This is a genomic window from Hyphobacterium lacteum, from assembly GCF_036330345.1.
Lineage (GTDB): Bacteria > Pseudomonadota > Alphaproteobacteria > Caulobacterales > Maricaulaceae > Hyphobacterium > Hyphobacterium lacteum.
The window spans coordinates 208,560-221,132 of the sequence record NZ_JAZDRP010000005.1; the positions used below are offsets into that span (position 1 = coordinate 208,560).

13 protein-coding genes are annotated in these 12,573 nt (G+C 61.1%); all 13 read left to right on the top strand.

Going from position 1 to position 12,573, the window contains the following annotated elements; all coding sequences use genetic code 11:
• Positions 1 to 47: 47 nt before the first annotated feature.
• Positions 48 to 470 (top strand): Fur family transcriptional regulator, encoded by a 423-nt coding sequence (locus V0U79_RS09935; RefSeq protein ID WP_330199439.1) that lies wholly within the window; start codon positions 48 to 50, stop codon positions 468 to 470.
• A gap of 21 nt (positions 471 to 491) precedes the next feature.
• A complete protein-coding gene (locus V0U79_RS09940) occupies positions 492 to 1,715 on the top strand; it encodes a TCR/Tet family MFS transporter (protein WP_330199350.1) in 1,224 nt (407 codons plus the stop codon).
• A 66-nt stretch (positions 1,716 to 1,781) separates the two neighbouring features.
• Complete coding sequence (gene miaB, locus V0U79_RS09945; RefSeq protein WP_330199351.1) at positions 1,782 to 3,152, top strand: tRNA (N6-isopentenyl adenosine(37)-C2)-methylthiotransferase MiaB; 1,371 nt, start codon at positions 1,782 to 1,784, stop codon at positions 3,150 to 3,152.
• On the top strand, positions 3,149 to 4,159 hold the full coding sequence (locus V0U79_RS09950) for a PhoH family protein (RefSeq protein ID WP_330199352.1): 1,011 nt from the start codon (positions 3,149 to 3,151) through the stop codon (positions 4,157 to 4,159). The genes miaB and V0U79_RS09950 overlap by 4 nt, the downstream gene beginning before the upstream one ends.
• On the top strand, positions 4,146 to 4,619 hold the full coding sequence (ybeY, locus tag V0U79_RS09955; RefSeq protein WP_330199353.1) for an rRNA maturation RNase YbeY: 474 nt from the start codon (positions 4,146 to 4,148) through the stop codon (positions 4,617 to 4,619). The genes V0U79_RS09950 and ybeY overlap by 14 nt, the downstream gene beginning before the upstream one ends.
• Positions 4,616 to 5,467 (top strand): hemolysin family protein, encoded by an 852-nt coding sequence (locus V0U79_RS09960; RefSeq protein WP_330199354.1) that lies wholly within the window; start codon positions 4,616 to 4,618, stop codon positions 5,465 to 5,467. The genes ybeY and V0U79_RS09960 overlap by 4 nt, the downstream gene beginning before the upstream one ends.
• Positions 5,464 to 7,086 (top strand): apolipoprotein N-acyltransferase, encoded by a 1,623-nt coding sequence (lnt, locus tag V0U79_RS09965; RefSeq protein WP_330199355.1) that lies wholly within the window; start codon positions 5,464 to 5,466, stop codon positions 7,084 to 7,086. The genes V0U79_RS09960 and lnt overlap by 4 nt, the downstream gene beginning before the upstream one ends.
• A gap of 104 nt (positions 7,087 to 7,190) precedes the next feature.
• Complete coding sequence (locus tag V0U79_RS09970; RefSeq protein WP_330199356.1) at positions 7,191 to 7,613, top strand: helix-turn-helix domain-containing protein; 423 nt, start codon at positions 7,191 to 7,193, stop codon at positions 7,611 to 7,613.
• 100 nt (positions 7,614 to 7,713) lie between these two features.
• Positions 7,714 to 8,880: a methionine adenosyltransferase gene (gene metK, locus V0U79_RS09975; protein WP_330199357.1), complete on the top strand. Its 1,167-nt coding sequence runs from the start codon at positions 7,714 to 7,716 to the stop codon at positions 8,878 to 8,880.
• Positions 8,858 to 9,547 (top strand): tRNA (guanosine(46)-N7)-methyltransferase TrmB, encoded by a 690-nt coding sequence (trmB, locus tag V0U79_RS09980; RefSeq protein ID WP_330199358.1) that lies wholly within the window; start codon positions 8,858 to 8,860, stop codon positions 9,545 to 9,547. The genes metK and trmB overlap by 23 nt, the downstream gene beginning before the upstream one ends.
• Positions 9,548 to 9,675: 128 nt before the next feature.
• Positions 9,676 to 10,218 (top strand): ribosome maturation factor RimP, encoded by a 543-nt coding sequence (gene rimP / locus V0U79_RS09985; protein ID WP_330199359.1) that lies wholly within the window; start codon positions 9,676 to 9,678, stop codon positions 10,216 to 10,218.
• On the top strand, positions 10,215 to 11,924 hold the full coding sequence (nusA, locus tag V0U79_RS09990; protein ID WP_330199360.1) for a transcription termination factor NusA: 1,710 nt from the start codon (positions 10,215 to 10,217) through the stop codon (positions 11,922 to 11,924). The genes rimP and nusA overlap by 4 nt, the downstream gene beginning before the upstream one ends.
• 12 nt (positions 11,925 to 11,936) lie before the next feature.
• Positions 11,937 to 12,536, top strand: a complete 600-nt coding sequence (locus V0U79_RS09995; RefSeq protein ID WP_330199361.1) for an RNA-binding protein — start codon at positions 11,937 to 11,939, stop codon at positions 12,534 to 12,536.
• The last annotated feature ends 37 nt before the right edge of the window (positions 12,537 to 12,573 follow it).

Consider the following 12,573-nt stretch of genomic DNA (forward strand, 5'->3'; position numbering starts at 1 on the left):
GCTGGCGTGGGCTTATGTGTGAAGACATGAATGCACGGGAACACAGCATGCCGGACCGGATCGAGAAGCTCTGCATCGAAAAAGGCCTGCGAATGACGGACCAGCGCCGCGTTATCGCGCGCATTCTGTCGACGGCAGATGACCACCCCGACGCTGAGGAATTGCATCGCAGGGCGGCCGCCGAAGATGACCGGATTTCGCTCGCCACCGTCTACCGTACGGTACGCCTGTTTGAAGAGGCCGGCATCATCGAGCGCCATGATTTCCGTGATGGCCGGGCCCGCTATGAAGAGGCCAGTGATGATCATCACGACCATCTGATTGATCTCAGGTCCGGCGAGGTGATCGAGTTTGTGAATGAGGAGATCGAGCGCCTTCAGGAAGCGGTCGCCCGCAAACTGGGTTACAGGCTCGTCGATCACCGCCTGGAGTTGTATGCCGTTCCTCTTGAGGCCGACGACAAGAAGTAGGCCTTTCGAGGAGATGTCATGATGTCCCGGAAGCCCGGCCGGCACGCACTCGCGTTTATTTTCATTACCGTGCTGGTCGACATGATCGGGCTCGGGATCATCATTCCCGTCCTGCCGCAGCTGATCATGGATTTGACCGGGCTCGAGGAGCCCCGCGCCATCCTGTGGGGCGGCGCTCTCGCGACACTCTACGCCTTCATGCAGTTTGTGTGCGCGCCCATAGTTGGAAATCTTTCGGACCGGTTTGGCCGCCGGCCCGTCCTGATGTTCTCGCTGGCCGGGTTCTCTATTGACTATCTGGTCATGGGGTTAGCCCCCTATCTCTGGGTGCTTTTTATTGGCCGGGCCCTGTCCGGCCTGTTTGGCGCCACCTACACGACAGCAGGAGCGTTCATTGCCGATGTTTCCCCGGCTCATAAACGCGGAGCCAATTTTGCGCTGATTGGCGCAGCCTTTGGCCTCGGTTTCACGATCGGGCCGGTCATTGGCGGCTTCCTTGGCGCTGTGGATCACCGCTTGCCATTTTTTGTTGCCGCCGGTCTCGGTTTCGCGAACCTGATATATGGCTTCCTTGTCCTTCCGGAGACTCTTGCTCCGGAGAACCGCCGGCCTTTCCGTTTCCGGAATGCCAACCCGTTCGGTGCAATGCTGCAGATGCGGCAATTCCCGATTGTCTTCGGCCTGCTCGGCGCTTTTGCCCTTTTCTATCTGGGCCATGCCTCATTGCCGACCGTATGGTCCTATTATGGGCCCTACAAGTTTGGCTGGACCGAGCTGGAGGTCGGGATATCGCTGGGCGTGGTCGGTGTGACAACGGCTTTCGTTCAAGGTTTCCTTGCCAGAAAAGCCATTCCGATGCTTGGCCCCAAGCGCGCGGCCGTTATCGGCTTCACCATTGCGGCAGCTGCCTATTGGGGCTATGCGCTCGCGCCGAATTCGCTGGCCATGTACACGGTCATTGTACTGGGCGCACTTGCCGGCATTGGCGGGCCAGCCATTCAGGGTATCATGTCCAATCAGGTCCCCGCCAACATGCAGGGCGCGCTGTCAGGCTCGACAACCAGCCTGTCATCGCTCATGACGGTGTTCGGACCCGGATTGATGAGTGTCATCTTCAACCGGTTTGCCGCGAGCGACGCGTCGTTTTATTTCCCCGGCGCGCCATTTGCGCTGGCGGGGGTGCTGACGCTGGTTGCAGTTGTAATCATAGCCCGCGTGATCGGGCGGCATGAGGTGGCTGCCTAGGCAGGGCTTGCGAATGCGGCCCGTTTCCATCATAACCCGCGCCTCTTTGGCGAAACCGGTTTGACCATGGCGCTCGAGCGCAAGAAGCTTTTTATCAAGACCTATGGCTGTCAGATGAATGTCTATGACAGCGAGCGCATGCGCGACGTGCTGGCGCCGCTCGGCTATGAGCCGTCGGACATGCCCGATGATGCCGACCTGGTCATTCTCAATACCTGCCATATCCGGGAGAAGGCGGCCGAGAAGGTCTATTCCGAGCTGGGCCGTCTGCGCCCGCTCAAGGAAGGCAAGTCGGAAACCGCCAGCCCGATGACGATTGCGGTTGCGGGTTGTGTCGCCCAGGCCGAAGGCGAGGAAATCATGCGCCGGGCACCGGTCGTCGATCTGGTGGTCGGACCGCAGACCTATCACAAGCTGCCGGAGCTGATTGCCCAGACCCATCGCGCCCGCGGTGAGCGGCTGGAAACCGAGTTTGAGCCCGTCGCCAAGTTCGACGCGCTCGCCGGGGACCGTCAGGTAGAGGGCTATTCTGCCTTCCTCACCGTGCAGGAAGGTTGCGACAAGTTCTGCACTTTCTGTGTCGTGCCGTATACGCGCGGTGCGGAATGGTCGCGGCCGGTGGACCAGATTGTCGCCGAAGCGCGTCAACTGGCGGCCAAGGGCGTGCGCGAAATCACGCTGCTGGGTCAGAATGTCAACGCCTATCATGGCGAGCCACCCTCTGGCCGTGAGGCGGACGGGCCATGGGGTCTGGGCCGGTTGTTGCGGCATCTGGCGCTGATCGGCGGTCTCGACCGGATCCGCTATACGACCTCGCATCCCAATGACATGGATGACGAGCTGATTGCGGCGCATGGCGACCTCGACGCCCTTATGCCGTATCTGCATCTGCCCGTGCAGTCCTGTTCGGACAAGGTGCTGAAGGCGATGAACCGGCGCCATACATTCGAGGATTACGCCCTGCTGATCGAGCGCATCCGGGCAGCTCGGCCGGATATCGCGATTTCAGGCGACTTCATTGTCGGCTTTCCGGGTGAAACCGATGCCGATTTTGAAGCGACACTTCAGGGTGTCCGCGAGATCAATTATGCGTCGGCCTTCTCCTTCAAGTATTCACGCCGTCCCGGAACGCCGGGGGCAGCGCTTCCGATGCAGGTGCCGGAGGAGGTCTCCAGCCAGCGTCTGGCGGCTTTGCAGGCCTTGCTGGAATCCCAGCAGACGGATTTCAACCGGCAACAGATCGGACGCCGCCTGCCAGTCCTGTTTGAACGGGCTGGCCGCGAGCCGGGTCAGCTGCATGGCCGCTCACCCTATCTTCAGGCCATCCATTGCGATGCGCCTTCAGGGCTGATTGGGCAGATCGCCGAGGTCGAGATTGCCGGTGCAACCCGCAATTCGCTGACCGGCAAGCTGGCCGAGAAAGCAGGCGCTGCTTGACCGCTTCCCGCAATTCCCGTTCCCGCCAGACCCGGCCCCGGAAAGATCCCGTCGAAACCCTGCATTTTGACGACGCCGATCGTGTGCGTTTGCTGGCGGGTGCCGCTGACCGGCACCTGATCCTGATCGAGGAGGAGCTGGGTGTGCGCCTGGCAGCCCCCGGTGGCGGCCAGATACAGGTTAGCGCACCGGAGCCGCGCCTGCGGCTCGAAGCCAAGCGGATCCTGAACCGGCTCTATTCGCGTCTTGAACATCAGATGAGCTGTGACGAGGCCGATGTGCGCTCCGTTCTCCATCATGACGATGCCGAGGCGAAAGCGGCCGATTCCACGGTTATCCGTGTGCCGCGGGGTGCCAGCTTCATGGCGCGTACGCCGAAGCAGGCGGACTATATCCGGGCGCTGAACGATACGGCGGGTTGCGATCTGATTTTCGGCGTCGGTCCGGCCGGGACCGGCAAGACGCTGCTGGCCGTGGCGTATGGCGCCGCGCAGCTGGCGATGAAGGCGGCGGATCGTCTGATTATCACGCGCCCGGCCGTCGAGGCTGGCGAGAAGCTGGGTTTCCTGCCCGGCGATCTCGCCGAGAAGGTCGACCCCTACCTGTTGCCGGTCTGGGACGCGCTGAGCGATTCCCTCGGGCGGACGCAGATGGAAAAGCTGCGCGAGGACAAGCGGATCGAAGTGGCGCCTCTGGCCTTCATGCGGGGACGCACACTCAACCGGGCGATCGTCATTGTTGACGAGGCGCAGAACGCCACACGCGCGCAGATGCGCATGGTGCTCACCCGGTTGGGAGAGGGGTCGCGGATGATCGTTACCGGTGATCCGACACAGACCGATCTGGATCATCGCCAACCGTCCGGTCTGCCAGAAGCGCTCGATATCCTGGAAGGCGACAAGGCCGTCAGGATCATCCGGTTCGACCGCCGGGATGTCGTCCGTCACGATCTCGTGGGCCGCATTGTCGATGCGTATGAAAAGCGGGACGCTGATGGAAAAGCCTGACGGGCTCGACATAGCGGTATTGGTGGAAAGCGAAAATTGGCCGGAATCCGGGCGGTTGGAAACGCTTTGCCACCGGGCCATTTCGTCTGTCATCCGGCGGTTGGGCCGATCGGGCTGTGGTGACGTCTGCATCCTGTTCACTGACGATGACGCCATGAAGGCGCTGAACGCGCAATTCCGCGACAAGCCCACCCCGACGAACGTTTTGTCTTTTCCTGCGCATGCGCGTGATGAGGGGCGTGCGGGTGATATTGCGCTGGGCCGGGAAACAGTCTTCCGTGAAGCAGCGGAAAAGGCTATCGAGGTTGAGGACCATATTGTGCATCTGGTTATTCATGGTTTTCTTCATCTGCAAGGCTATGATCACCAGACCGACATGGAAGCAGAAGAGATGGAATCGGTTGAGCGCGGAACGCTCCAGGATCTGGGTATCGCCGACCCCTATGAGGACCGGCGATGAGTGACGACCCCCAAAGCCGAAGTTGGCGCGCCCGCCTCGGGCGACTTCTGGGCCAAAATGACCCGGCTACGGAAACCGACGGCAATGGTTTCGCGGCCAATGTGCAGCTGTTCGACCAGATGCAGGTGGCCGATGTGATGGTGCCGAGGGCCGACATTGTCGGTATCGAGGTCGACACGCCGCTCGGCGAATTGATTCCTGCCTTCGCCGATGCCGCCCACTCGCGCCTTCCGATCTATCGGGAATCCCTGGACGACCCGGTCGGCATCGCTCACATCAAGGATGTGTTGGCGCAGCTGGTTCCGGTGGTTTCCGATCCATCGGGAAACTGGGGCGAACGCAAGATCCTAGAAGAAATCCGCCGACCGCTATTGTTTGCGCCGCCTTCGATGAAGGCCATTGATCTGCTTTTGCGGATGCAGGCGCGCCGCATGCACCTGGCCCTGGTTGTGGATGAGTATGGCGGCACTGACGGGCTGGTCACGCTGGAAGACCTTCTGGAACCGATTGTTGGCGACATCGAGGACGAGCACGATGATGCGGCGGCTCCGGGAATCGTGCCGAAAGGCAATGGGGTCTGGGTTGCCGATGCGCGCGCAACGATTGACGAGCTGGAGGCGATCGCCGGTCAACAAATCCTCGATGACGAGGATGACGATGAGGTCGATACGCTCGGCGGGCTGGTCTTCATGCTGGCCGGACGCATTCCCGAGCGCGGCGAGATGATTCCCCATCCGCGCGGGTTCGAATTTGAAGTGCTCGATGCCGATCCGCGCCGTATCAAGCGGCTGCGTATCCGCCGCCGGCCGCGCAAGGAGGCGTCATCAAAGAGCTGGGAGCCCGCATGACGCTGACACAGGTCATGGGGCAGCTGAGACACCATCTGGCTCCGGATAATATCCGGGATCATCTGATGGGGCTCCCGAAATGGCCTGCGGCGCTGGTTCTGTTCTCGCTCGGTCTGTTTTCCGGCCTTTCGGCCTCACCGATCCATTTCTTCCCGGCGCTCGCTTTCGGCCTGACCGGACTGGTCTGGGCCCTGGATGGATCTATGCAGACCGACCGGCCAGGGCGATCCGGTTTCTGGCGCGCCTTTTTTTTCGCCTGGGCCTATCTGGGCATCGGCGTGTTCTGGGTCGCTTTTGCCTTCTGGAACCGGGGCGGCGCTTTCGTTTTTTTCGGGCCGCTTGTGGCTGTTTTCGGGGCGGCGTTTCTGGCGGCTTTCTGGGGGCTGGCCGGCGCTGCTTATGCCAGGCTCAAACTCAGCGGCCCGGTGAGGGTCATTGCGCTGGCTGTCTTGTTGCTGGCGGCGGAAGCGGCAAAGGGTCTGCCCTTTACGCAGTTTTCCTGGAATCTTCCGGCTCACATCTTTCCAGCGGGCGGAGCCGTATCCCAGTCGGCAGCCTGGTTCGGTGTCTGGGGGCTCAGCTTTCTGACGCTCCTGATGTTCACCAGCCCGGCGACGCTGGCGGGCCCCGGTCACGAAACACACAAGCGATTGCCGGTCCTTATCAGCCTGCTCGTGCTGGCCTCGCTTTATGCCGGTGGGACACAGCGCCTTATGCGGGCCCAGGACGGCTATCAGCCGGATCTGGTTTTCCGGATGGTCACGGTGGATGTGGATCAGCAAGTGAAATGGGGCCCTGGCGGCGAAGATCTCATGCGCCGGCGTTATCTCGAGCTGACCGCCGCCGAAGGCGTCGAAAATGTTACCCATGTCATCTGGCCGGAAGGCGCCTTGCCTCTATTCCTTCTGGAGGACGGGCCGGCGATTGCTGCGCTGACGGAAATTCTCAACCGGGACCAGGTGCTGCTGGCCGGCACGCCCCGCCGCGAACGGCATGAAGGCAATGAGACCCGCTATTACAATTCGCTGATCGCCATATCCTTCGACGAGGACCGGCCCCGGGTTCGCGGGCTTTACGACAAGGTCTATCTGGTTCCGTTCGGTGAGTATGTGCCGTTGAGCGGCCTGGTCGCGTCCCTGGGTGTTTCGTCATTGCAGGAGCTGGTCGCGGGCTATTCTCCGGGATCGGAAATCGTGGTGATGGACAATACAGGCGCGCCTGCGTTTACCCCGCTGATCTGTTACGAGGTCGTTTTTTCCGGTCTCGTTCCGCAGGGCGCGGACCGGCCGGACTGGATTTTGAACATATCCAATGATGCCTGGTTCGGGCCCACAGCAGGTCCGCGGCAGCATCTGAACATCACGCGATTTCAGGCGATCGAGACGGGACTGCCGGTCATCCGGGTGGCTTCGAGGGGATATTCCGGCACCATCGATGCCTACGGGCGTATGCCTGTAAGGGTCGACCGCCGGTATGAGGGCGCGACGGATGTCCGGCTCCCGTCCCCGGCGGCCCGGACCCTCTATACAATGACTTCCGGGTTGTTTTTCTGGGCTTTTTACATCTTAAGTATATTAATTATTTCTGCGATTGTCATTCAACGTCAAATGCGGCGCTAAAAAATCGCAGTAATTGATGAATTTAGACTTCGTCTTACAAAAAATTTAAGATACTTGATAATGCGAGGGACTTGTCACAAACTCTTCATAGCCGGGGGATGGCCATGAAACGTAATCCGCGTGAAGCAAACCAGATTGATGCCCATGTCGGGTCGCGAGTCAGATTGCGCCGTCAGCTGCTCAAGATGAGCCAGGAGAAGCTGGGCGATGAACTCGGGGTGACATTCCAGCAGGTCCAGAAATATGAGCGCGGCGCCAACAGAATTGGTGCCAGCCGTCTTTTCAGCCTGTCCAAGGTTCTTGATGTTCCGGTGAGTTTTTTCTTCGACGGCCTGTCCGGCGTGACCGCCGACGGTGTGGCGGAGACCGAGCAAAGCCCCGTCATTTACGACTTCATCCAGAGTTCTGACGGCGTTTCCCTGGCCGAGGCCTTTTCCCGTATCAAGACGCCGAAAGTCCGCCGCCGCGTTCTGGAACTCGTCCGTTCGCTCGCCGATGAGGACGAAGCCGAGAACGGCAAGGGCTGACAAAAAAGCAGCAAAATGGCGCCTATCAGTTGCGCGCCCCCGCTGAAGCGCGTAATCGGCTCATCATATAAAGAAGTCTTTATATGAAAGGCAGAGTCCTGTGAGCCGGAATTCCTACATCTTCACATCCGAGAGCGTGTCCGAAGGCCATCCTGACAAGGTCTGCGACCGCATTTCCGATGCCGTGGTCGACCTGTTCCTTGGCCGTGATCCGGAGGCCCGAGTGGCCTGCGAAACCCTGACCACGACCAACCGGATTGTGCTGGCAGGCGAAGTGCGGTCAGCCAACCCGGTCGAACAAGACGAGATCGAGGGCGTGGCACGCGCGGCTGTCCGGGATATCGGCTACGAACAGGATGGCTTCCACTGGCGCCATGCCGACTTCCAGAATTTCCTGCATGAGCAATCCGCCGACATTGCGATGGGCGTTGATGCGGCGGGAAACAAGGATGAGGGTGCTGGCGACCAGGGGATCATGTTCGGATATGCGACGGACGAGACGCCGGAATTGATGCCGGCGCCGATTCTCTACTCGCACCAGATCCTCAAAGAGATGGCGCGCCAGCGCAAAAGCGGCGAACGGCCCGAATTCGAGCCGGACGCCAAATCACAGGTGACACTGCGGTATGAAAACGGCCAGCCGGTCGGTGTTACTTCGGTCGTCGTTTCAACCCAGCACCGCAGCGGCCTCACGCCGGAGGATGTGCGCGAGCTGGTGCGCCCCGTCGTGACAAGCGTTCTGCCAGACGGGTGGTTCCCGCCTGAAGAGGAATTCTACGTCAATCCGACGGGCAATTTTGTCATTGGCGGCCCGGATGGGGATGCCGGCCTGACCGGCCGCAAGATTATCGTCGATACTTATGGCGGCGCTGCGCCCCATGGCGGCGGCGCATTCTCGGGCAAGGATCCGACCAAGGTGGACCGCTCGGCCGCCTATGCCTGCCGCTGGCTGGCGAAGAATGTCGTGGCAGCCGGCCTGTCGAAGAAGTGTACGATCCAGGTGTCCTATGCGATCGGTGTTTCCAAGCCACTGTCGCTCTATGTCGACTTTCACGGGACCGGCAAGGTTGATGAAGCGAAGCTGGAAGATGCGCTGATGCAGATTGCCAATCTGTCGCCGCGCGGCATTCGCGAGCGCCTTGGCCTGTCACGCCCGATCTATGCGCGCACCGCCGCTTACGGCCATTTCGGCCGGACGCCGGACGATGATGGTGGCTTTTCCTGGGAAAAACTCGACCTGGTCGATGAGCTCAAAACCCTCGCCTGAGGACAAGCGTCTGCGGACGTTCGGACGAACCAAGTCGCGCACCCTCTCGGCGCGGCAGCAGGCGCTTGTTGACGCGTTTCTCCCCCGGATTGCGATCCCTGAGACGGGTCCGGTCATTCCGGCGGACCTTGTCCCCGCCAAACGCGAATACGTCCTTGAGATCGGTTTCGGCGGCGGCGAGCATCTCAGCGGGCAGGCGGCGCGCAATCCGGATACAGGTTATCTGGGCGTCGAACCCTTCATCAACGGGGTCGCCAAGGCGCTGACCCAGATTGACGAGGCCGGTCTGACCAATGTCCGCCTGTTCGAAGGTGATGCCCGCGAGGTGATGGAGCGGATGCCGGATCAGTGTCTCGACCGGATATTCCTGCTCTTTCCGGACCCCTGGCCGAAGGCTCGACATGCCAAGCGGCGCTTTGTGCAGGATGAAACCGCTGCGGAGTTCGTGCGCGTGCTGAAGCCCAGAGGCGCGCTGCGCGTTGCCACGGACGTCAAGGCATATGCTGACCACGCATTATGGATCCTGCGCGGCCATCCGGACCTTGAATGGCAGGCGAAGGCGGCCGCCGATTGGCGGGAGCCGCCAGCCGATCATCTGACGACCCGATACGAAACCAAGAAGCTCGGCGATTGCGCGCCGGTGTTTTTTGATTTCGTTCGCGTGTGACCCAATCCTTGCGCTTTTTGCCATAGGGGCGTATATCCCTGCCAACACGTTCGATTGACGTTGGATAACGTCTGTCGGCGGCTCCGGTCCGGAGCCGCCGTTTTTGTTGGCGAAAAGGAGGTCCGCGCTTGCGTACACGGACTGCCCAGGATGATGCGATCTACAAGCTGGCTGCCCCGATTGCCGAGGCGCTGGACATGGAGATCGTGCGAATCCGGGTGAAGTCGGGCAAGCGCCAGACCGTTCAGATCATGGCCGAGAAATCCGACGGCACGATGGATGTCGAGGATTGCGCCAGCCTGTCGCGGGGCCTGTCGGAAGTCCTCGAGGAAACCGACCCGATCCGCGGCGAGTACAATCTGGAAGTCTCCTCGCCGGGCATTGACCGGCCTTTGACGGCCCCGGCGCATTTCGAGCGCTGGGCAGGCTTCAAGGCGAAACTGGAACTCGATCGCCTGGTCGAGGGCCGCAAGAAATTTACCGGGCAGCTCGCCGGCTTCGAAGACAATTCGGTGCTCATTGATCTGCCCAATGAGGACGAGACGGCGCTGATCCCGTTTGACTGGATTGCAGATGCCAAGCTGGTCCTGACCGATGAATTGATGAAAGCCGATCTGGCCGCGCGTGGCGGTCCGGCCCCTGAAGACAACAGCAGTGGAGAAACGCCATGAATATCGGCGTGAGTGCAAACAAGACCGAGATGCTCGCCATCGCCCGGGCCGTGGCCCACGAGAAGTCGATCGATGAAAGTATCGTGATCGAGGCGATCGAGGAGGCGATCGAGAAGGCGGCCCGCTCGCGCTATGGCGCCGAACTGGATATCCGCGCCAAGATCGACCCGCAAACGGGCGAGATGTCTCTGACCCGCTGTACGACAGTGGTCGAAGAGGTCGAGAACGAGGCCCAGGAAATGAGCCTCGCTGAAGCGAAGAAAATCGACAAGGCTGCCGAGATCGGCACGGTCTTCTCCGAAGAGCTGCCGCCGATCGAGTTCGGCCGCGTGGCTTCGATGACCGCCAAGCAGGTGATCACGCAGAAAGTGCGCGATGCCGAGCGCGAACGTCAGTTCGAAGAATACAAGGACCGGGTCGGCGAGATCATCAACGGTATCGTCAAGCGCGTCGAATACGGCAATGTGTTTGTCGATATCGGCCGCGCCGAAGGCATTATCCGTCGCAATGACGGTATTCCGCGCGAAAACCTGAAGAATGGCGATCGCGTTCGCGCTTACATTTACGATGTCCGCCGCGAGACGCGCGGCCCGCAGATCTTCCTGTCGCGCGCCCATCCTGACTTCATGGCAGCCCTGTTCGCGCAGGAAGTTCCGGAAGTCTATGAAGGCATTATCGAGATTCCGGCCGTGGCTCGCGATCCGGGGTCGCGCGCCAAGATCGCTGTGATTTCCAATGATGGTTCGATTGATCCGGTCGGTGCCTGTGTCGGTATGCGCGGTTCGCGCGTGCAGGCGGTTGTGTCTGAACTGGCCGGTGAGAAGATCGATATCATTCCATGGAATCACGATCCGGCGACCTTCATCGTCAATGCGCTGCAACCGGCGGAAGTGGCCAAAGTGGTGCTGGACGAAGACGATCAGCGGATCGAAGTCGTGGTCCCGGATGACCAGCTTTCGCTGGCGATCGGCCGCCGCGGCCAGAATGTCCGCCTGGCCTCGCAGCTGACCGGCTGGTCGATCGACATTCTGACCGAGCAGGAAGAATCCGAGCGCCGTCAGAAGGAATTTGCCGAGCGCACTGCGATCTTCATGGAGGCGCTGGACGTTGACGAGGTCATCGCCCAGCTGCTGGCGACGGAAGGCTTCGAGAGTGTCGAGGAACTGGCCTATGTCGATCTGGGCGAGATTGCCATTATCGAGGGCTTTGACGATGACACGGCTGTCGAGATCCAGACCCGCGCGCGGGAGCATCTGGACAAGGTGGCTGCCGAGCAGGATGCCAAGCGGACCGAACTGGGCGTCGAGGATGCCTTGCTTGAGATCGACGGTGTCGATCTAGCCATGGCTGTGAAGCTCGGCGAAGCCGGTGTGAAGTCGGCCGACGATCTGGCCGGGTATACGCCGGATGATCTGCGCGGCTGGTTCGAGACCCGTGATGGCGAGCGCGTGCGTGAGCCGGGCATTCTCGAGGAATTCGAGCTGAGCCAGGAAGATGCCGAGATGCTGATCCTGAAGGCGCGCGTCGCGGCGGGCTGGATTTCCGAGGAAGACCTGCCGCAGCCGGAAGTCGAGGAAGCAGAAGAAGGTGGTGAAGAGATGGATATCGATATCAGCGATATGGATCTCGATGCGCTGGAAGCTGAAGCCGCCGCTTTGGGTGTCGATCTGGATGCACCGGCCGAGGCCGAAGAGGAACGGGAGTAGAAAGGGCCGGACGTGCGCGAACGCCGCTGTGTTGTCACTCAGCAGAGTGGGCCGGAAGACGGGTTGATCCGTTTTGTGGCAGGGCCGGACGGGACTATTGTTCCGGATATCTCTGCCAAGCTGCCTGGCCGCGGTGCCTGGGTCACAGCCCGCGCGGACCATCTGGCGGAGGCGGTGAAGAAAGGGCGGCTGGCGCGCGCTCTGGACGGCGCAAAAGCGGGCGATGATCTGGCGGATCAGATCGTTTCGCTGCTTGGCGCCAAAGCCCTTTCCCTGCTGGGCCTGGCCCGGCGTGCGGGTGGGCTGGCCATTGGAATGGATGCCGCCCGGCTGGCCTTGAAGGCCAAACGGCCGGCATGGCGTGTAGAAGCGGCGGATGGCGCGCCCGATGGTCGCCAGAAGCTGGACCGCCTGACGGCGGCGAATTGGGGAGAAATACCGGTTGCCGGATGTTTCTCTGCCGGGGAATTGGGACGGGCATTGGGCCGCGATCATGTGGTCCATGCCGTTCTGGCAGAAGGGCCGCATGCGCGGTCTTTCGGCGAAGTGATGACGAAGCTTTCCGGCTTCCGGGAAATCGATCCCGGACGGAAAGCAGGCGAGAGTGGTTGAATCCGGCTTGAAGCTGGCTAGGTTAGCGGGCCTTCAA

Bases quoted from the DNA above. Each gene is read 5' to 3' on its own strand.
- V0U79_RS09960 (WP_330199354.1), top strand. From the start codon at position 4,616: ATGAGTGACGACCCCCAAAGCCGAAGTTGGCGCGCCCGCCTCGGGCGA.
- V0U79_RS09970 (WP_330199356.1), top strand. From the start codon at position 7,191: ATGAAACGTAATCCGCGTGAAGCAAACCAGATTGATGCCCATGTCGGG.
- miaB (WP_330199351.1), top strand. From the start codon at position 1,782: ATGGCGCTCGAGCGCAAGAAGCTTTTTATCAAGACCTATGGCTGTCAG.
- ybeY (WP_330199353.1), top strand. From the start codon at position 4,146: ATGGAAAAGCCTGACGGGCTCGACATAGCGGTATTGGTGGAAAGCGAA.
- trmB (WP_330199358.1), top strand. From the start codon at position 8,858: ATGAGCTCAAAACCCTCGCCTGAGGACAAGCGTCTGCGGACGTTCGGA.
- V0U79_RS09935 (WP_330199439.1), top strand. From the start codon at position 48: ATGCCGGACCGGATCGAGAAGCTCTGCATCGAAAAAGGCCTGCGAATG.
- nusA (WP_330199360.1), top strand. From the start codon at position 10,215: ATGAATATCGGCGTGAGTGCAAACAAGACCGAGATGCTCGCCATCGCC.
- V0U79_RS09940 (WP_330199350.1), top strand. From the start codon at position 492: ATGTCCCGGAAGCCCGGCCGGCACGCACTCGCGTTTATTTTCATTACC.
- lnt (WP_330199355.1), top strand. From the start codon at position 5,464: ATGACGCTGACACAGGTCATGGGGCAGCTGAGACACCATCTGGCTCCG.